The 19,327-nt window shown below is 58.2% G+C and carries 16 protein-coding genes and 2 pseudogenes; 12 read left to right on the forward strand and 6 right to left on the reverse strand.

The genetic code is table 11. From position 1 onward, the window contains the following. Positions 1 to 2: 2 nt before the first annotated feature. Entirely contained in the window at positions 3 to 3,152 is a 3,150-nt protein-coding gene (locus BG61_RS24235) for an error-prone DNA polymerase (RefSeq protein WP_035927900.1), read from the forward strand. 250 nt (positions 3,153 to 3,402) lie between these two features. On the opposite strand, the gene BG61_RS45030 is transcribed toward BG61_RS24235, so the two are convergent. Further along, a complete protein-coding gene (locus tag BG61_RS45030) occupies positions 3,403 to 3,621 on the reverse strand; it encodes a response regulator (RefSeq protein ID WP_075584219.1) in 219 nt (72 codons plus the stop codon). A 142-nt stretch (positions 3,622 to 3,763) separates the two neighbouring features. Between BG61_RS45030 and BG61_RS24240 the strand changes: the two genes are divergently transcribed. The 3 genes and pseudogenes from BG61_RS24240 to BG61_RS24245 all read left to right on the forward strand — a co-directional run bounded on the left by BG61_RS24240 (position 3,764) and on the right by BG61_RS24245 (position 6,628). Beyond that, entirely contained in the window at positions 3,764 to 5,521 is a 1,758-nt protein-coding gene (locus BG61_RS24240) for a hybrid sensor histidine kinase/response regulator (RefSeq protein WP_035927903.1), read from the forward strand. A gap of 291 nt (positions 5,522 to 5,812) precedes the next feature. Beyond that, positions 5,813 to 5,962, forward strand: a pseudogene (locus BG61_RS45220) (SOS response-associated peptidase family protein); the annotation flags it as partial. A 162-nt stretch (positions 5,963 to 6,124) separates the two neighbouring features. After that, on the forward strand, positions 6,125 to 6,628 hold the full coding sequence (locus BG61_RS24245) for a hypothetical protein (protein WP_035927908.1): 504 nt from the start codon (positions 6,125 to 6,127) through the stop codon (positions 6,626 to 6,628). A 2-nt stretch (positions 6,629 to 6,630) separates the two neighbouring features. Here the strand turns inward: BG61_RS24245 and BG61_RS24250 are convergent, their stop codons facing one another. Next, positions 6,631 to 7,293, reverse strand: a complete 663-nt coding sequence (locus BG61_RS24250; RefSeq protein WP_035942274.1) for a hypothetical protein — start codon at positions 7,291 to 7,293, stop codon at positions 6,631 to 6,633. Positions 7,294 to 7,479: 186 nt separating this feature from the next. On the opposite strand from BG61_RS24250, the gene BG61_RS45035 reads away from it, so the two are divergent. Together BG61_RS45035 and BG61_RS24255 are read left to right on the forward strand one after the other, a co-directional pair. Further along, positions 7,480 to 7,581 carry an H-NS family nucleoid-associated regulatory protein gene (locus tag BG61_RS45035; RefSeq protein ID WP_370818047.1) on the forward strand — a complete coding sequence of 34 codons (102 nt, stop codon included), beginning with the start codon at positions 7,480 to 7,482 and terminating at the stop codon, positions 7,579 to 7,581. Between the two features lie 317 nt (positions 7,582 to 7,898). Beyond that, positions 7,899 to 8,861, forward strand: coding sequence for an AraC-like ligand-binding domain-containing protein (locus BG61_RS24255; RefSeq protein WP_035927914.1), 963 nt, complete (start codon positions 7,899 to 7,901; stop codon positions 8,859 to 8,861). A 63-nt stretch (positions 8,862 to 8,924) separates the two neighbouring features. On the opposite strand, the gene BG61_RS24260 is transcribed toward BG61_RS24255, so the two are convergent. The 3 genes and pseudogenes from BG61_RS24260 to BG61_RS45040 form a co-directional block, all read right to left on the reverse strand. Continuing rightward, the gene (locus BG61_RS24260; protein WP_035927918.1) at positions 8,925 to 10,346 is read right to left on the reverse strand and encodes an amidase; all 1,422 of its coding nucleotides are present in this window, start codon (positions 10,344 to 10,346) and stop codon (positions 8,925 to 8,927) included. Beyond that, the gene (locus BG61_RS24265) at positions 10,336 to 10,563 is read right to left on the reverse strand and encodes a hypothetical protein (protein WP_035927920.1); all 228 of its coding nucleotides are present in this window, start codon (positions 10,561 to 10,563) and stop codon (positions 10,336 to 10,338) included. The genes BG61_RS24260 and BG61_RS24265 overlap by 11 nt, the downstream gene beginning before the upstream one ends. A gap of 199 nt (positions 10,564 to 10,762) precedes the next feature. Then, positions 10,763 to 10,930, reverse strand: a pseudogene (locus tag BG61_RS45040) (GTP-binding protein); the annotation flags it as partial. Positions 10,931 to 11,608: 678 nt separating this feature from the next. Between BG61_RS45040 and BG61_RS24270 the strand changes: the two are divergent. Genes BG61_RS24270 through BG61_RS24290 form a run of 5 tightly spaced genes read left to right on the forward strand, consistent with a single transcriptional unit; the run spans position 11,609 to position 17,901 of the window. After that, positions 11,609 to 12,838, forward strand: coding sequence for an urea ABC transporter substrate-binding protein (locus tag BG61_RS24270; protein ID WP_035927923.1), 1,230 nt, complete (start codon positions 11,609 to 11,611; stop codon positions 12,836 to 12,838). Positions 12,839 to 12,865: 27 nt separating this feature from the next. Continuing rightward, complete coding sequence (locus tag BG61_RS24275; RefSeq protein ID WP_035927925.1) at positions 12,866 to 13,741, forward strand: ABC transporter permease subunit; 876 nt, start codon at positions 12,866 to 12,868, stop codon at positions 13,739 to 13,741. 14 nt (positions 13,742 to 13,755) lie between these two features. Next, positions 13,756 to 15,573, forward strand: a complete 1,818-nt coding sequence (locus tag BG61_RS39375) for an ABC transporter permease subunit (protein ID WP_063741114.1) — start codon at positions 13,756 to 13,758, stop codon at positions 15,571 to 15,573. Further along, complete coding sequence (locus BG61_RS24285) at positions 15,563 to 16,270, forward strand: ABC transporter ATP-binding protein (RefSeq protein ID WP_081868170.1); 708 nt, start codon at positions 15,563 to 15,565, stop codon at positions 16,268 to 16,270. The genes BG61_RS39375 and BG61_RS24285 overlap by 11 nt, the downstream gene beginning before the upstream one ends. 2 nt (positions 16,271 to 16,272) lie before the next feature. Then, complete coding sequence (locus BG61_RS24290) at positions 16,273 to 17,901, forward strand: acyl-CoA synthetase (RefSeq protein WP_035928055.1); 1,629 nt, start codon at positions 16,273 to 16,275, stop codon at positions 17,899 to 17,901. Here BG61_RS24290 and BG61_RS41370 read toward each other — a convergent pair whose 3' ends face one another. Further along, entirely contained in the window at positions 17,902 to 18,258 is a 357-nt protein-coding gene (locus tag BG61_RS41370) for an HIT family protein (protein ID WP_306434153.1), read from the reverse strand. Positions 18,259 to 18,587: 329 nt separating this feature from the next. Here BG61_RS41370 and BG61_RS24295 point away from each other — a divergent pair, with 329 nt between their 5' ends. Beyond that, positions 18,588 to 19,160, forward strand: a complete 573-nt coding sequence (locus tag BG61_RS24295) for a hypothetical protein (RefSeq protein WP_035942276.1) — start codon at positions 18,588 to 18,590, stop codon at positions 19,158 to 19,160. Positions 19,161 to 19,327: the final 167 nt, after the last annotated feature.

Below are 19,327 nucleotides of genomic sequence, written 5' to 3' on the forward strand. Positions count from 1 at the left end.
TCGTGGACACTCCGTTTTCTTTGCTTCCCGATTATGCGGAGCTATTCGCGTTCTCCAACTTTTCGTTCTTGCACGGTGCCTCACATGGTGAGGAGTTGGTCACGCGAGCTACTCAGCTCGGTTACTCCGGTCTCGCCATCACGGATGAGTGCTCCCTGGCGGGAATCGTACGCGCGCATGTGCAGGCAAAGGAAGAGAATCTGCCGCTCGTCATCGGTTCGTATTTCCGGCTCGTTCACGCCGACAAAAGCCCTGCATTCGGATTGATTCTGCTGGCTCAAAATCGTAAGGGCTACGGCAACTTGTCCGAACTCATCACGTTGGGACGCATGCGCGCACCGAAGGGCAGCTACCTTCTGACACCGCAGGACATTGCCCGGCCTGAGAAGGACTACGCGCACCTGCGCGCCATGCCCGACTGTCTCGCCATTCTGGTGCCCGACTTCCCCGCCAAACCAGAAGCGCTGTCCTCCCAACTTGAATGGATGAACGCGACCTTCCCGGCACGTGCATGGGTGGGACTGACGCTGCATCAGCGCGCGATGGACGATATCCATCGCGGCATCGTCGAACACGTCGCCGCTCGCCATCTAATTCCGGTCGTGGCAACGGGCAACGTGGTCATGCACGTGCGTTCTCGAAAGCCCCTGCAGGACACCATGACGGCAATTCGTCTGGGCAAGCCAGTTTCTCAGTGCGGCTACGACCTTGCACCGAACGCCGAACAACATCTGCGCTCGCGGCTGCGCCTGGCCAACCTCTATCCCGAACACACGTTATCGGAAACACTCAACGTCCTTGAGCGATGCAATTTTTCGCTGGATGAGCTCCGATACGAGTATCCCGACGAACTGGTGCCAGAGGGTTACACGCACGAGGCCTATCTACGCCAGGAAACGTATATCGGTGCGCATCGCCGGTTTCCCGCCGGCATTCCGCACGCGGTGCAAGAGCAAATCGAACACGAACTGCAGCTCATCCGGGAACTCGAGTACGAGGCGTACTTTCTGACGGTCTATGACATCGTCCGCTTTGCGCGAAACCAGCATATCCTCTGCCAGGGGCGTGGCTCCGCTGCCAATTCCGCTGTCTGCTATTGCTTGGGCGTGACCGAAGTCGACCCGTCTCGCGGCAACATGCTGTTCGAGCGCTTCATCAGCAAGGAACGCGGTGAACCGCCCGATATTGATGTTGATTTCGAGCACCAACGGCGTGAAGAAGTCATCCAGTACATTTACCAAAAGTATGGACGCGACCGCGCGGCCATTGCCGCTGCTGTTTCAACGTATCGTCCCCGGGGCGCGCTTCGCGAGACCGGGAAAGCGCTCGGCATCGACCCACAGATTGTTGACCGAGTTGCCAAGTCGCATCAGTGGTTCGATGACTCACGCGACCTGCTCAGGCGATTCGCCGAGTCGGGGCTCGACCCGGACAACCCATTGATTGCAGCGTGGGCGTCGCTTGCTGGGCAGATATTGAATTTTCCTCGCCACCTCTCCCAACACTCCGGTGGTTTCGTTATCAGCCGTGGCAAGCTCACCCGGCTGGTTCCGGTCGAGAACGCGGCGATGGTCGACCGCAGCGCCATCCAATGGGACAAAGATGACCTCGAAGCGCTCGGCCTACTAAAAATCGACGTATTGGCGCTCGGCATGCTGTCCGCGATTCGCCGCACGCTCGACATTGTGTCCGAGCAGCGCGGTGAACGCTTTGAGATGCAAGACATCCCTGCTGAAGACCCGCAGACCTACGAGATGATTTCGCAGGCGGACACGGTCGGCGTGTTCCAGATTGAATCCCGTGCACAGATGAGCATGTTGCCGCGCCTGCAGCCCCGCACCTTCTACGACCTCGTCATCGAGGTGGCCATCGTGCGGCCAGGACCGATTCAGGGCGGTGCGGTGCATCCGTATTTACGGCGCCGGCAAGGGTTCGAGCCGGTGACCTACCCCAGCGACGCACTGAAGGCGGCGCTCGGACGCACGCTCGGTGTGCCAATTTTTCAAGAACAGGTGATGCAAGTCGCCATTCTTGCGGCGGGATTTACGCCCGGCGAGGCCGACCAATTAAGACGCGCGATGGCGGCCTGGAAACGCAAGGGTGGGTTGGAGAAGTACTACGACCGCATCGTGAACGGCATGCGGGAGCGTGGCTATGAGCAAGAATTCGCCGAGGCGATATTCGAACAAATCAAAGGTTTCGGCGAGTACGGCTTTCCGGAAAGCCATGCTGCGAGTTTTGCGTTGCTCGTCTACGCCAGCAGCTGGCTTAAGTGCCACGAACCTGCGCCTTTTCTCGCTGCCATGCTGAATTCCCAGCCAATGGGCTTCTACTCACCGTCGCAGCTCGTGCAGGACGCGAAACGCCACGGCGTTGAGGTCGCGCCGGTCGACGTGACCATAAGCGGCTGGGATTCTGTTCTGGAGGCACGGGCTGCAGAGAAGAAACCCATTGTCCGTCTCGGTTTGTCTCTGCTGAAGGGCATGCGTGACGGAGCCGTAGAGCGCATTGAGACTGCTCGCGCGGTTAGGCCATTCGAAAGCGTCAGCGACCTCGCGCGCCGCGCGCAGCTTGACCGACATGACCTGCAGATACTCGCTGCAGCCAACGCGTTGTCATCGCTCGCGGGCAATCGGCGAGAGGCGCTTTGGCAGTCGGTCGCGGCGGTCTCCGACAAGGACATATTGGCTGACGCGTGCGTCGATGACGAAACGCCTCCCCTTGGCTCGCCATCCGAGGCAGAGAACATCGTAGGTGATTACAAGTCGACGGGCCTGACGCTGGGTCGTCATCCGCTGGAGTTGCTGCGCCCGACCCTGCTCGAACATCGCCTGATGCCAGCGTCGACGTTGCGCGCGTATCCCAACGGACGGCTTGCGCGCGGATGCGGCCTCGTGACTGTAAGGCAGCGACCCGGTACCGCTAAAGGGGTGATGTTTGTAACGCTCGAGGATGAGACTGGCAATGTGAACGTCATCGTCTGGCCGTCACTGCTCGAGAAACAACGGAGGGAAGCGCTCGGGGCATCGTTGTTAGCGGTGTATGGCACGTGGCAATGCGAGGGAGAAGTCCGACATCTGGTCGCCCAACGACTCGTGGATATGTCACATCTGTTGGGTGGGTTGACCACGGTTAGTCGGAACTTCTGCTGATGCCACTACGTCGACCTTCTGAATCCTCAACGGCGCAGCCGAGCGCAAAATATGTGAGGTCCCGCGCGGTGAAGGTCCGATTGTTGATACGTTGCCTGACTCAGGGCGTTTCAGAGAAGAGGCTACGAATCGCGACTATCAATCTGCCAATGGATACGGCTTTTGGAATAATTCATCCCACAAACGCTCCTGCGGTCGCGGAGGGAGGGCAGCCGATAACATTACGACCGGGATATCGGCGGTTGCATCATCATTTTTTTAATCGTCGGCATAATTCAACGCCATCAATGCGCGGCATCATCCAGTCGGTGACAGTGAGACTTGGTTTTTGTGTGACCGCCGTTGCGAGCGCTATTTCGCCATTTAATGCGGTGACCGCGTGGTATCCCTCCCGCTCCCGAAATATTTGGAGCGCGCGAAGAATACTCCGGTCGTCATCGACAAGAAGTATTGTCGGCAATTGACCCACCTGGGAGTCGACTGGGTAAACATAGGTCGCGCAAAACTCGCTCCCACACCGTGATAAACCGTACGCTCAGACGTCGCGACGCCTACAATTCTGTAGACAGCACCCCATTTCGTACCCTAGTTAGGACGAGCTTGGAGACCAAATGGTCGGACCAGTTGCGCCATCTATAGCGGAGCGCGCACAGCGCAAAGGCACATTGGTGACATCGGTGCTCGACACGCGTCCGCATCGCCAGCCAGACTTTGCCGCAGAGAGCGAGGCGATGCACCGTTTGGCAAAAACACTGACATCGCCCGACAACGCCATGCTCGAGACGCTGTCGAACTTGGCGCTTACTCTGTGCGAGGCGGGCAGTGCGGGCATCGCATTGCGCGAACATGACTCCGATGGTGGCGCAATATTTCGCTGGGTGGCCGTTTCGGGCGATTGTGCGACAGCCCTCGATACTATCGTGCCGGCGGAGAGCCCAAGCGGTGTCGCGCTCGAACTCGCTGCGGCGCAGCTGTTCTCGTTTCCGCAACGCCACTTTACATGTCTGGGACATGTGACTCCCGAGGTCGTCGAAGAGCTCGTCGTGCCGATTCCGGGCGACCCGGAACCTTGGGGCACCGTTTGGGTGATGTCACACGACAAAGAGCACATCTTCGACTCCGAGGACCGCAGAGCCCTTATCAGCCTCGCGAACTTTACGTGCGCGGCGCTAACGATTACTCGGGCGAAGGCCGATGCAGAAGCGCGGGCGGCAGAGGCCGAGGCGGCGCGAAACGCACTGGCGCTGGCTGAAGCGCGTAAGGACGACTTCATCGCCACGCTGAGCCATGAGTTACGCAATCCAATCGGCCCAATTGACAGCGCCTTGACGGCAGCACGAAAGCTCGCTCAAGGCAATTCCTCCGTGTTGTCTGCCCTAAGCATTGCTGACAGGCAGATGCGATTATTAAAGCGACTCGTCAACGACCTGCTCGATGCGTCGAGAATAAGGCATGGGAAGCTCGCGGTGCGACCCACCTACGGGTTACTCCAGGATATCGTCGCGGACGCGGTAACCCCGATGAAGGCGGACGTGAACAGCGGCCAGCACCAACTGCATATCACTGTTCCGCCATATCCGGTTACCGTGCACGCTGACCCCGCGCGGCTCACGCAGGTGGTGTCGAATCTGTTGGCCAACGCAGTGAAATACACGCCTCGCGGGGGCGACATCACACTATTGGTCGAGGCGCCTAAGTTAACGGTCGAGTCAGGGAGCTATGCAGCTCATGGCAACGCGGTCATCAAGGTACGAGACAATGGCGCGGGTATTTCATCGTCCCTGCTGCCGCACGTCTTTGAGATGTTTGCCCAGTCGGCGTCGGCACGGAAAAACGCGGAGGGAGGACTCGGAATTGGTCTAGCCGTCGTAAAACATCTCGTAACAGCACACAACGGCACAGTCACTATTGCGAGCGACGGCGAGGGCCAAGGTACAGAAGTCACGTTGCAACTCCCGATTGTCTGCGCAGGTACGGGCGAGCCAGCCACCTCCGCGACCGGCACGATGCAACCTATGCGTATCCTCCTCGTTGACGACAGCGCGGACGCAACCGAGGCACTGGGAACACTGCTAGAACTAGAGGGACACGAGGTAAAACGAGCTCAGGGCGGGCCCGACGCGCTTCGCATAGTCGAGTCATTCACGCCGGACGTCGCCTTGATTGATATCAGCATGCCCGGTATGGACGGCCACGAGCTTGCGCAGTTGCTTCGACTTCAAGCGCAGTGCTGCCAGACGAAGCTGGTGGCACTGACGGGCTACGTCAATGGTGGTAGGCGACTTCAGACTGACGAACGAGTATTTGACTATCACCTAACCAAACCGTTGTCGCTCGATGACCTCGCCGATGCTCTGCGGCGTTCATAAGGTGAGCGGCCTCGGTGGTCAGTGCCTGCCAGTGATGCGCCAGAGTTCGGTTCTTGCCGCCTTCCCGTGTGCGTTCCGCGATTATTAAGGTCCCGCAGGAAGATTTCGGTGAGAACGTGCAACCGCGGACTTGTCTCGACTGCTCGGACAGCAGAAAGCCTGAGAAGCCCCTGGCGCGCAATGCTTGAGCCATTTCGCCTTCACCGTAGAAGGCGTCGTCTCGTCACACGACCGCGTTTGCATCCAGCATTCGAAGATGTGAGAACTGGGAACGAAGGGCCCGTCGGGGACCAGACAGACTTGCTCTCTTTTGCAGCCATCACGGATGAGCCGCCGCCGGAGCTCGCTGCAGCAGGTCATGACCAGTGCATCATGCCTATAAAGCCCGATAACATCAACGCGTGGCTGAATCGGGATGCGTCGGATTTGGCTGCGATGTAGGCGATTCTTGAGTGCAGGGGCGCCCGTATTATGAGCACAGGCTTGCGGCATAATGATGCGTTCCTGTTTGCAGCGGTTCCGGCTTTATGTCATCGGTTTTTAGTAACATTGCCGCATTGACCAAGAACCGCAGTGAAGTAGGCATCAGAAGGCAGGCATTGAATGGACATCTTCTACTATTGGCAGAAGCTCGAACAGAACCTCAAGAACGGTCAAGTCGGCTATTTTGGCTCCAATAATTCGAAAATCAAGCAACTCGCGGAACGGTTGCCAATGCGCATTTGGGTATTCAAAACCCCGAAGGGGATGAAAGGGTCTATCCAGGTGGTCGGCTCGTTGCTTGTCAGCGATGAACCGCGTGTAGCTGTGGCTACCGACTACCCTAATGTCATCTATTATGACCCGTTTTCGCCGGAGTCCGTGTTGTTTACCAACTCTGATACCCCAGAGCGTATTCAGGACGTATCTGGCTACTTCCAATATCGATTCCACGCCGCGTTCAGTAGCAATTTCAACGGCGATGCCGGGGTGCAAGCGATGGAATCGAACGTCGTCCGCGGGTTCGAAGCACTGGTCGCAGATTGGGGCAAATGCCAGATGCTGGAACGCGTCGGGGACCGCAAGAAGGTCCAGCCTATCAATCCGTTCGCGCAGCGTTCAACTTGACGTCACCGTACGGCTTGCCCGCAGCAACAAATAGCCGTCTTGCTCAAATCGCTATGACACACCATTGGCCTCAAGACCCTTATTGGACCGAAGCTCTCGATAGGTTTCGGGCACTCCGAGAGAGCGGAGCGAAGAAACTGACCATCGAGCTCGACGCATTCCTGGAAACGCTCTTCAACGACGACGGTCCCGCGTATCAGGCTTTTGAAGCTATGCGTTCGGTGCAGGAGCATGAAGGAAGCGGCAGCTCCGGCCTTGATGTTGGCGAGGGCCGCAGCAGCCATGTCTGAGCTCGAAGCAGCACGAAAAGCGTTCGATGGGCTGCTTCCTTTGAGGTCTGGCTCGCCGCCCGGATGACACTGTGGAAGTGATTCTTCAGGCGTCTGAATCCTGGGCGCCTTCTCCGCTTTTTGAGCGGACGTCTGCGCCCGGAACTGCGACAGGCTGTTCCTCATCGAGCGCCTGGGTGACAGCATGTCAAGAATTTCACTCAAAGCTCCCTCGAGAATCTGTTCGGATAGTTTAGGGTCGGAGACGGCGCGCGCCAACGTAACCGCGCCAACGCAGGCGCTCATGATGAGCAGAGCCTCAGTACGTTTCTTGGCGCTCTCTTGTACGGGCGAGGCCTTACAAATCAGGTCAATGATTGCCCCTGGACCGGGCACGGCCGCGCTCCAGTTTGGCTCGCTAACGTCAGAGACCGAAGCAAATTCTTGATTGCAGCCGACACTGAAGCGAGCGTTGCGACGACCGCGCGTGCTGTGAGCAAGGCGAAGACTGCGGTGAAGAAGGCCACGAAGGCAGTTGGTGCGAATTCGGGCAAGGGGCAGCGGAAAGGACCGCAGCCTGCGATGTACTTCGACCCAAAGAGTGGTGCGACATGGAGTGGGCGTGGCCCCGCTCCGGCGTGGCTTACTGGTGGCAAAGACCGGAGAAAGTATCTGATAGGTTGAATGATTGTCGACACCGGGCTGGTGGCGATGAGGGGCCGTCGAGCCGTCCGAAGACTAACCGCAAGTTCTAATGAGTCTGCAGCCCATATCAGCCTCGAAGTCGCGCTCCCCTTACCCGTTCATGAAACCCTTGCGCGCCGATATTTGGCGTTCTATGGTCCGAGAATGCTGATAGCTCCACCGCATCAAACGCAGGAGAAGGACGCAATGCAACAAAGGCTGAACGCAGACGCCCATTGCCTTTCCGGCTCCGGAGCGACCTACCTTTCCAAGACGGCTGCAAGGACCATCGCTAACGTGCCGCTATCGGAACTGCAATGCAATATTTGTTCTCAACATCTTCAGTCGCGGCTCCTGAACGTTTCGACTACTGGCGAGACGTGGTTTGCAGTCACTGCATTCCGGCGACGAGCGACTCTCAATTTAGAGCTCAATTCGACGCTGAGATTATCGGCCGGTCAATCGGCGCCCTGGATGTGGCAAAGATGACCGGCCCGGAACATGAATGGGTTCGGGATTTCACTAATATCCGGTCCGGTCCTGAAAACAATCTCTGGCTTTCCTTTCTTGAGGACGGCATCGGCTACTTGGAGCAAAACGGCCGACGGGTTGTCCAAAGCCCGGGTGACGTACTGCTGTACGACGCAGCGCGCCCATTCAGTTACGCCATTTCGCCAGAGTCCTTCTTCATCGTCAGAATCCCTCGCGATTTGCTCCTTCGTCGCACCGCGAGCGCCGAGCATGTAGTCGCCACCTCGTTAGGACCTGGCACGGGATTCAGAGCCGTACTCGGCGCGATGATTAAGGAGGCGTGCGAATCGCGGGAACTCAGCCAGTCGACGCATGCTGAGTCGCGGATTGCTGGCGCAATACTGGACCTCGTGAGTGCAATCATCGACATCCACTCCGGGGAAGCGCCGGTTACGTCCTCGCAAGCCGCCTTGTATCGAAAAGCGCTTGCGTTCATTGAAGACAACATCGAGTACGCAGGCCTCGACGTCGACTACATTGCTTCGTCGATGCACGTCTCAACGCGAACATTGGCGCGTGCCTTCGCAGGACAGGCTACGACTCCCATGAAGTCCATCTGGCAAAAGCGGCTCGCGGCTAGCTACTGTGCACTTCGGGAAGGCTCGGTCAAAAATGTTACGGACGCCGCGATGACGTTTGGTTTTTGCGACGTATCCCACTTCAGCCGCTCGTTCAAAAAGAGCTACGGCGTTACGCCTCAGAGCGTATTGCTTCGAAACAGGGAGCCGCTTGACTGTTCCGAAGGCTGAATAGCGCGTGCGGACACCGCGTACAGCAACGCCGCATCTCGTTGATGACGCGGCGTTTTCTTTTCAATTGGAACCCAGGTTAGGGCTCTTCGTATGAAAGTCAGTTGCGGACTGGAACGCATGGCCCACAGAGAACAGTTTCGACTCTGAGAACGGCGCACCAATAATCTGCATGCCGACCGGCAGTCCGCTGGAATCGAAACCACATGGCACGTTCAGAGACGGAAGACCCGTCAGGCTCGGTACTCCCGTGAACTGCATGATTGCCGAGAGCATATCTTCTTCCACCCCGTTCTCAATCACGACGGTTGTCGCGCCCAAGGCCGTGGCGGTAAAGGGCAACGTTGGACACACGAACACGTCGACCTCCTTGAATGCCTCGATGAATTCCGCGCGCAACACCGACCTGTAGCGCTGTGCCTGAAGATAGTGCGTGGCTAGGAGCAGCTCCCCGACCTCTAGCAACGTCCGTACGTCATCGCCGTAGTCGCCCGGCCTTTCACGTAACGATTTCTGGTGATAGGCACTCGGCTCGGCAGATTCGATGGTGAGCTGCGCGGAGATATTGCCTTCGATGTGTTTGATGTCGACTTCGACCAGTTGGGCCCCCAAACCTTCGAACGTCTGCAGCGCCTGTTCTACGGCCCGCTTCACGTCCGCCTGAAGGTGAGAGAAGAAATAGCGAGGCACCACGCCAATTCGGAGCCCCCTGACACCCGAACTCAGTCGGGAAAGATAGTCATCCACAGGGACCGGCGAGGTTGCTGGGTCCGTTGGGTCGGGACCCGCAATCGCGTTGAACATCAACGCACAATCCTCGACGGTTCGAGTCATTGGCCCCGCGGTGTCCATGGACCATGCCAGAGGGATAATCCCGGAGTTGCTGACTCTTCCGTAGGTGGGTCGCAAACCGACCACCCCGTTAATCGCCGATGGTAGCCGGATGGAACCGCCCGTGTCTGTGCCCAGTGCGCCAAAGCACAGGCCAGCGGCCACGGCAGCGCCTGAACCACCGCTCGACCCGGCGGGAAATTTGCTGGTATCCCAAGGATTGCGGACGTGACCGTAGTGGGGATTTGCGGAAGTGCCGCCCCAGGCGAATTCGTGCATGTTCGTTTTTCCAACGAACACCGACCCAGCCTGTTTAAGCTTCGCTATTACCGTCGCGTCTTTGTCGGGATGCCAATTTCCTAACACCTTGCTGCCGGCGGTAGTCCTTTGCCCCTGGATGCCCACGTTGTCCTTGATTCCCAATGGGATGCCATGAAGCGGTCCGAGGTCATAGCCCGCAGACAACAACAGTTCGGCAGCAGTCGCCGCCTTTCTCGCGGTTTCTTCGGTGACGGAAATGAATGCACGCAAGGTGCTGTTATGTCGCTCGATTTCTTGAAGCGATGCGTTCAACAGGTCTGTCGGGCTGACTTCGCCACTTCGAACAAGCTTAGCGGCAGTTGCAATCGATAACCTGGCGAGTTCACTGCTCATGCGACACCTCACCGTGAACGACTGTCTGGAGGAAGCCCGTGATTGGTGACACCTGCGCGAACTCAGGCGCGCTCATCTTCGCCGACAAGGCATTTGCGTCCTTCAACCACACCTCGAGAACCTGACTAACTGCAGCTACTCGACCGTCTTCGAGCGGCAGATTTGAGTGTTCAGCTGTGGTCCTGACCAGCTGCTCCACACTCGAGTTGGGCATCATATTTCTCCTTCGTTGACGACGTCCTGAGCGTACCTTGCCGAATTGCCAATAGCTTGTGCGTGCGCGCCATCGTGATGGAACAGCAAAGTCACGCCATTGCGCCGGCTGCCAACAGGCGAGGTCCTCTGTGGAGAGCCTGGGCAGAAAGAACCCCCCGATTATCAGCATCGATGCCTGCCCCGTTTCTGCAGCGCCGGCGTCAGTGCATTTGAACGAGGCAGCGCCCGAGCGCCTCTCTGAGTTCGGGCGCGCGCAAGCGACGCCCGGTAAAAACCATGCTGGAGATGCGCTCCTGCTGATTCCAAGGCTGTCCCGCATCTGGGCGCACCACCATATGAACGCCTTGAAGCACGACTTTTCTCTCAGAGCCAGCATATGAAAGCGCAGAGGTAACGCATCAGGTCGGCGCCGTGCGCGCGAAATTGGCGCCGTTCCAGGCCGGATTCTGTCTTCAAGGGTGTAAAGAAGGACGTCCAACGCCTCCGGGTCAATGGTGCCTTCTCCGTAAGAATTTCTTCGATGGACCCGCCATGCGGCATCAGACCCTTGTCCGGGAATCTTCGATTTTCGCGTCCATGCCAGTCCTTACAGATGAGTCCATGTAATCCTGGGATTCGCCGCCATCAGGCCGGTTTGACTGCGGGAGGCCGGGTCATCATTTTGAACGGACAGCCACCTGCCGCGTGACGTGAAGCGCGGGAATGCCAGTCATCGAGTCCGTTCGATTCATCAGCAATCACCCTGATATGGCGTACCGGGACTATCCGGTTGTCCGTGGTATGCAAGCGAGCCCAGGTGCCAGCCTGTTACTGTCACAAACACCACATCCTTCCGCAGTGGACCCGCGCAGACAATCTTCAAAACAAGCAGAGAACGGGCTGTCGCGTTGCTGCTGCTGTGAGGCAAGGTGGGATATATGCCACGGCGCGCACCCTAACTTACGCGCATCCATTCCTGCGACAAGGTAACTCGTGTCGCCCGGCTTGCCTCGTCGATTTCGGGATGCACTCGGCTTCGAACAGCCCTTTAATCTCGCGGAGATTCTATGAATCGAGCATTTCGTTGGCTTGCATTATGTTGCCTGGCATTCTCAACGCAGTACCCCGCGATAGCCGCGGACAAGGAGCCGATTGTTGTCGGCAGCGTCCTTGATGAGACTGGTGCGCTCAACGTCTACGGTAAGGCGATGGCAGATGCTACGAAGCTTGCCGTCAAGTCCATCAATGACGCCGGGGGGCTACTGGGACGTCCGCTCAAGCTCGTCACCTACGATGCCCAGTCAGATAACGCGAAGTACACGAGCTACGCGAACCAGCTCGCGCTGCGAGACCATGCATCCGTCATCATGGGCGGCATCACCAGTGCTTCGCGCGAGGCCATCCGCCCCGTAGCAGACCGCAACAAGACGCTGTATTTCTACAACGAGCAGTATGAAGGAGGCGTTTGCGACAAAAACGTCTTCCTCACCGGCATTGTTCCCTCTCAACAAATCGCACCGCTTGTCGACTGGGCGATTAAGAACGGAAAGAAGAAGTTTTACGTTGTGGCAGCTGACTACAACTACGGCCATATCTCCACGGATTGGGTGAAGCAGTATGTGACAAAAGCTGGCGGTAGTGTCGTGGGCGCCGAATTCATCCCGCTTGATGTCAGCGAGTTCAGCTCGGTCATCTCGAAACTGCAGGAGGCGAAACCTGACGTGGTGCTCTCTCTTCTGGTTGGTGGTAACCACATCGCCTTTTATAGACAGTTTGCTTCTGCAGGGTTGTCGAGCCGTATGCAGATTGTCTCCGCGACCTTCGGACTTGGAAACGAACAGGTGGTCTTAGGTCCCAAGGAAGCGAGCGGCATCGTCGTCGCCTTTCCCTACGTTCAGGAGGACTCGTCGGAAGACAACAGAAAGTTCCGCGCGGCGTGGACCAAGGCTTACGGAGCCAACTACCCCTACATCACGGACAGCGCTGCAGCCGTCTGGAACGGTTGGCACCTGTGGGCCCTGGCTGTCACCAAGGCAGGCAGCACAGACCGCGAGAAGGTGATTAAGGCACTTGAAAGTGGTGTCAGCTTCGACGGTCCTTCAGGCAAGGTCACGGTAGACGGTCCGACACACCACGTGGTTCAGAACGTCCACATTGCGCGCGCTAATGAAAATCACGGGTTCACGGTTATTGGCGAGGAAAAATCTGTTCCCCCGAGCTATGAACAATCCGTGTGCGACCTTGTTGCACGACCCAATACAGCAAAGCAGTTCACGCCTTCGGCTAAAGCCAACTAGACGAAGTACTGCCACGGACGAATAGACATGGAAGCCTCAAGCTTGGGTTGGTTCCTCAATATGGCTGTATCCGTCGGACTCAGCATCGCAATTCTCGTGCTGGTCTCGCTCGGGCTATCAGTGCTCTTCGGCATGATGGGGATTATCAACCTTGCCCATGGAGAGTTTCTGATGTTTGGCGCGTTCGGAACGCTTGCTGGTGTCAGGGGTGGCCTTCCTCTGCCCGTAGCAATGTTGGTTTCGACGCTCGCCGTTGCGGTCTTCGGCTGGATAGTCGAACGGGCATTGATTCGATACCTGTATGGCCGCCTGATGGACAGCATGCTGGCGACCTGGGGACTGAGTCTCATCATGTCGCAAGGCGCAGTCTTCGTATTTGGCGCCACGACGCAAGGCATTGCCACTCCCGGAGGAAGTATCTACCTCGGCGGGTACTCCGTCTCAGCCTATTCCGTCGTTCTTATTCTGGCCGCGCTCTCACTCCTTGCGTTCGTGTATGCGGTTTTTACGCGTACCAAGTACGGTGTCATGGCGCGGGCTGCGGTTCAGAGACCCCAGATGGCGTCGGCCGTCGGCATCGACCCGCGACGCATCAACTCTTTAACGTTCATGTTCGGTGCAGCGCTTGCGGGCGCGGCAGGCGCATTGCTTGCCCCGATGGTAGGCGTGATGCCAACGATGGGAGAGGCATATATCGCTCGTGCGTTCATGACGGTGGTTGTGGGTGGCTCGGGCGTGCTCACTGGCACCGCCGCGGCTTCTGCGCTGCTTGGTGGAGTCGAGAACGTTGTGTCATACCTGTTTACCCCGTTCCTCGGACAAGCGGCTTTGCTGGTCCTGGCCATTTGCCTTGTACGCGTGCTGCCGACCGGTATCTCGGGTCGTCTGCGGCGCAAACTCTGAATGAGACGCTGACCATGAATCCATCAAGGAGTGCCCTGAACTTGCGCCTCATCGGCTGTGCAGTCGTCGCGCTGGTCGCTCTCGCGCTTGGATTTGCGATGCCGGAATTCGCGACATTTCAAGCGACGAATTGGGCCCTATTCGGGCTGCTTGCAGTCAGCCTTACGCTGGTCTGGGGGCATGGTGGCATATTCAGCTTCGGACAAGGCGCCTTCTTCGGAATCGGCGCCTATGCGTACAGCGTCGCAGCCATGAACATCTTGCCCGTTACCAATGAGACTGTATCTTCGGTCGTAGTTGCAGCACTCGCGGCTGCGGCGCTGGCGGCCCTAGTTGGGTACTTCATCTTCTATGGCAACGTCGGGGATGTATACGTCGGAATCATCACGCTCGCGATGACCCTCGTGCTCTTCACCGTTCTCTCGAGCACGGCTGACCCCAAATACCACATTGGAGAGGCTCAACTCGGCGGCTACAACGGAATCTCAGGCGTCCCACCTATCACCTTGCCCTTCGGAGAATCCGGAACCACCCTGACTGTCGTTCAGTCGTACTCCACCGTCATTCTGGTTTGCGCATCGATTGTTGCTGGCCTGTACGTTCTCCTTCATCGCCCGTTCGGCCGTGTTCTTACCGCTCTCAGGCAGAACGAGTTGCGAACTCAACTTCTGGCCTTCGATGTCCGGTTCCGTAAGCTTGTCGTGTTCACGATTGGCGGAGCGATTGCCGGTATCGCGGGTGCCTTCTACGCTGCATGGGCTATGTTCATAAGCCCGGTGGTCTTCGGACTGGCATTGGCAGCGCAGGTGGTGATTTGGGTCCTGGTTGGCGGTCGAGCGTCATTTGCTGGAGCCTTCATTGGAACCTTGCTTGTACAGTCGCTCTCCTTCGCGCTGGGCGGTGGTGCTGGAGATGCAACACCCATCGTCCTTGGCGTCGTGCTCATCGCGGTCGTTCTGTTCTTGCCGTCTGGAATCGTTCCGGCCTTAGCCAGATTCCTGGTCGCAAAACGGACATCGGGTTCGGCAGGTTCAGCCGCCGCCGATGCTTCAGTGCCTCAGGAACAGAGATTTGCGGAGCTGCCTTTTCGCAGCGAGTCCGGCGGCGCCACACTCAGTGCCACTGGACTGGAAAAGCGCTTTGGCGGCGTTCGAGCCGTGCAGACGGCAACAGTCAGCTTCGGTCAGAAGGGTGTTCATTGCCTAATTGGCCCGAACGGCGCGGGCAAGAGCACCTTCTTCAACCTTCTTGTCGGCCGCTTTCCTCCGAATCGTGGCGCCATCGAACTTGATGGTCGGCCGATTACGCATATGAAGTCACACGACCGGGTGAGGAACGGATTAGGAATCAAGCTGCAGGTGGCCAGCATTTTCACCGAACTGTCGGTGCGCGAGAACCTCTGGCTAGCCGCGTATGGACGTCGACGGGACAAGGCAGTGGCCGACCTTCGGTCTGCGGAAATGTTGGACTGGCTGGCGCTCGCGCACCGAGCGGATGACAGTGCGGGGTCGCTGTCTCATGGGCAGAAGCAGTGGCTGGAGATTGGCATGGTCATGGCTGCTGAACCCTCGGTGGTATTGCTCGATGAGCCAACAGCCGGAATGACCAGGGAGGAGACTGCCCGCATGGCGGCGATGGTGCGTCTCCTCGGACAGAGCGTGTCGGTCATCGTCGTCGAGCATGACATGGAATTTGTGCGGGCGCTGGACGTTCCCGTCACCGTCTTCCACCAGGGAAACGTCTTCGCCTCCGGGTCGCTTGAAGAACTGCGACGCGACGAGCGGATTCTCGACATCTATCTGGGGCGACAAGGACATGGGCATGTTGCTTGAACTGAAGAACCTTCGCGCCGGCTACGGGCAAACGCTTGTGTTGCATGGCCTCGACCTGGAACTCGAGCGGGGACAGATGATTTCCATCCTTGGGCGAAACGGAGTTGGAAAAACGACGCTCTTGCGTGCCATCGTTGGAGCCATCCCGCTGCAGCAAGGCGAGATTCTCTTCAATGGCTTTTCGATACGAGACATGCAAATGCACAAGCGCGCCCACCAGGGAATTGCATACGTTCCTCAAGGCCGCGACATCTTTCCATCCTTGTCGGTGCTCGATAACCTGAAAGCGGCGGCGTTCGGCACGAAGCGCAGCGACTGGCGAGAAGCGATTGACGGGCTGCTTTCCGAATTTCCGATGCTTCGCGAAAAAGCCGACGAGCGCGGAGATTCACTAAGTGGCGGCCAGCAACAGATTCTGGCTCTCGCACGGGCACTCATCACGCGCCCATCGTTGCTGCTTCTCGACGAGCCATCCGAAGGGATACAACCTTCAATCGTTGACCAGATAGCTGAGACTGTCCGGAAAATGAATGAACGTGAGGGCATCGCGGTCATTGTGGTTGAACAGAATCTGGAGTTTGTTGCCCGCATGGGCGCTCATTGCCGACTGGTTGACAAAGGTCGTGTTGTCTTCGACTGCGACCCGGAGCAGATAATCAACGATGCCGACCTACAGCGGCAGTACCTGGGGGTTTGATGATGCTGCGCGGAGACACCAGCTACGAATCTGAAGTTAAAGAATTTCGCTGGAACATTCCCGAAAAGTACAACATTGGGGTGGATGTGTGCGATAAGTGGGCGGCGCTCGACCCGGAGCAACTGGCGCTTATTCACGAGCACGGCAACGGGTACATCACTCGCGTCTCCTTCGGCGAGCTCCGGCGGAGAAGCAATCAGACAGCGAACTGCCTGCGAAAGCGCGGTATCACGAAAGGAAGTCGCGTTGCAATCCTCCTCGCCCAATCGCCGCAAACCGCGTTTGCCCATATTGCCGCCTTCAAGACAGGCGCGATTTCTGTTCCGCTCTTCGCATTGTTCGGAGAGGAAGCGTTGGAGTATCGCCTGCGCGATAGCGGAGCCAGCGTGCTCGTCACCGATACCGAGGGAGCAACCAAAATTGCCGCCATCAGGCAGCGGCTGCCAGCGTTAGTGGCTGTCCTGGTCACCGATTCCGATTCGGGCGTCACGGCAGTTGATGGTACGGAAAACTTTGATGACGCAATTCAGGCAGAGTCCGACGCGTTTGAGCCCGTGGAGACCAACGCGGATGACCCGGCGGTCATCATCTATACATCAGGAACTACCGGGAAGCCCAAAGGCGCACTGCATGCCCACCGCGTTCTCTTGGGACATTTGCCCGGCGTAGAGATGTCACACGGTGGAGGTATCAAAAGAGGCGACCTTATCTGGACTCCAGCCGACTGGGCATGGATTGGCGGTTTGCTTGATGTACTGCTGCCGGCCCTGCACCACGGTGTGCCGGTGGTCTCACGCCGCTTCAGCAAGTTCGATGCGGCGTCTGCCTTCGATTTGATGGGCCGTCATGGCGTCACGCATGTTTTTCTGCCACCGACGGCGCTGAAGATGCTGCGTGCCGAAAAGGCGCCCTTAGAACGCGGGCAATTGCATCTGCGTTCGGTCGCAAGCGGCGGGGAATCGCTGGGCGTGGAACTCCTTGGATGGGGCCGGGAAGCTTTGGGCGTGACCATGAACGAGTTCTATGGCCAGACCGAATGCAATATGGTCGTGTCCTCCTGCGGTGCCTGGTTCGCGGCCCGACCGGGAGCAATCGGGCGGGCCGTGCCAGGTCATGACATCCAGATAGTGGACGACCAGGGCGTGCCTGTACCGACAGACGCGGTTGGAAACATTGCGGTTCGTTCGCCGGACCCCGTGATGTTTCTTGGCTACTGGAACAATCCGTCGGCCACCGCCGAGAAGTTCGCGGGAGCGTATCTGCTGACAGGCGACCTAGGCTGCATGGATGCAGACGGCTTCATCCACTACGTGGGTCGCAACGATGACGTAATCACGAGCGCCGGATACCGTATTGGGCCAGGACCGATTGAGGACTGTTTGCTCGGCCATCCGGCCGTGAAGCTGGCAGCGGTTGTTGGCGTGCCGGACCCCACCCGCACCGAGGTGGTGAAGGCATTCGTTGTTCTGGCCACCGGCTTCACCGCTTCGGCGAGCCTAACCCGAGAATTGCAGGACCACGTGCGCATCCGTCTGGCTGCGCACGAGTACCCTCGGCTCGTCGAATACATCGATTCGCTTCCAATGACCTCAACAGGAAAGATAATCCGGCGGGAGTTGCGAACTCGCTAACTATAGCTGCCGGGAGACGGGCAGTCGGCGTTGCCCGCGGTTGCCGCCAGACTTGGCGCCAGTAGCGCTCGGCCAGTTGCCTCCAGGGAAGCCGATTGGTCCGCGACCTCGACCGAGGCTACCGGGTTTCGAGCCCGCTGTTGCGGACCGACCGCCGGCCGCTCCAGGTCCATCGTTGATGCCAATATTGAACCCATCTGGTTGAAAAGACGCGAGCGCGTTCGCCTTGGCTTGGTCCAGAAGGGCAAAAAGGTCGTCTCGTTCTTCAGTGCTCACGTGGAAAAACGAACGAACATGGCGTCTAGGTATGACTAGACTGTGCCCGGGTGAGTCGGGAAACCCGTCCCGAATCCATATGGCATGTCAATTCTGACCGACGATGCTGCACGTCGAAATCTCGCAGAAGGGGCAAGTCTGTGACGACATCAGCGCCTTTTCCGAGACAAAGGGGATACCGCTATTCTATCCAACCCTGCCATCACTGAGTGGCGAGCAAAACAAGGAAGTGTTTGAGTCGGGGAGGTCCACGAGCCTATGTGCGCCTATCGGATGCGAACGGCAATCGTATCGTGAGACGCCACCTACCGGGCACCACAAGGAGTTTCACAGCGCGAGAAATCCACCCCTCAAGTTTCAGCAAGTTCTGCCGTTAACGGTGTAGCCGAAAACTGTGAGAAGAGGGAACAATGATTTCATTCAAGAGGGTACTCGTTCCAACCGCCGCGCTGGCGAGCCTGCTTGCGGGGTGTGCCGACGGAGCCAACCCTCTGCAGGACTTGAGTAGTGGTCTCGCGCACGTGCATCGCACGTTGTCGGTTCCGCTAGGCTCCGTACCCACCATGCTGGGGCCGTCTCTTTCACCGGAGGAGCAAGCCAAGCTCAATGCGAATCTCACCGCGTCTGCGTCGACGCGTGACGCTAACTTCCGTCGCATGGTCAACTCCGCGCAGCCGACTATCGCCGCCGTACTGTCGAAGACCGCCTGCTACCAGCAACCCGACGACTGGCCCGTGCTTAGCATGTACGCATCGCCGAAGATGTACCAGCATTACCTTTCGGCGCCATGGAACTCGATGCCGTATGCACCGAAGGGCCGGTGTTTGACCATTTTGCGGACCGACGCTTGGAGCCAGCCGTCACTCAACGCATTTCGCTTCCGTGCTGTCTACTACAGCCCGCAAAGCGGCGAGAGCCAGCAGCGACAATACGAGTTCGTGAATCTCGACGGGACCTGGCTCCTGAACGAGGTGCTTGGTTGACCGGTTGCTTCTGACGCACGCCTGTTGATTTGCACCGGCAATTGCCAGCGGCCGCCGCGTGGGCTGCGGGACCTCTCGCGACAATTGATTGACAAGTCGTGCGGCGTTCCTGGCGTGTGGCATAGTTCCGGCACCTCGAATGCGCAGGGACGCTTCAACTGCCTAGA

Origin of the sequence: Caballeronia glathei (assembly GCF_000698595.1) — a bacterium.
Classification (GTDB): domain Bacteria; phylum Pseudomonadota; class Gammaproteobacteria; order Burkholderiales; family Burkholderiaceae; genus Caballeronia; species Caballeronia glathei.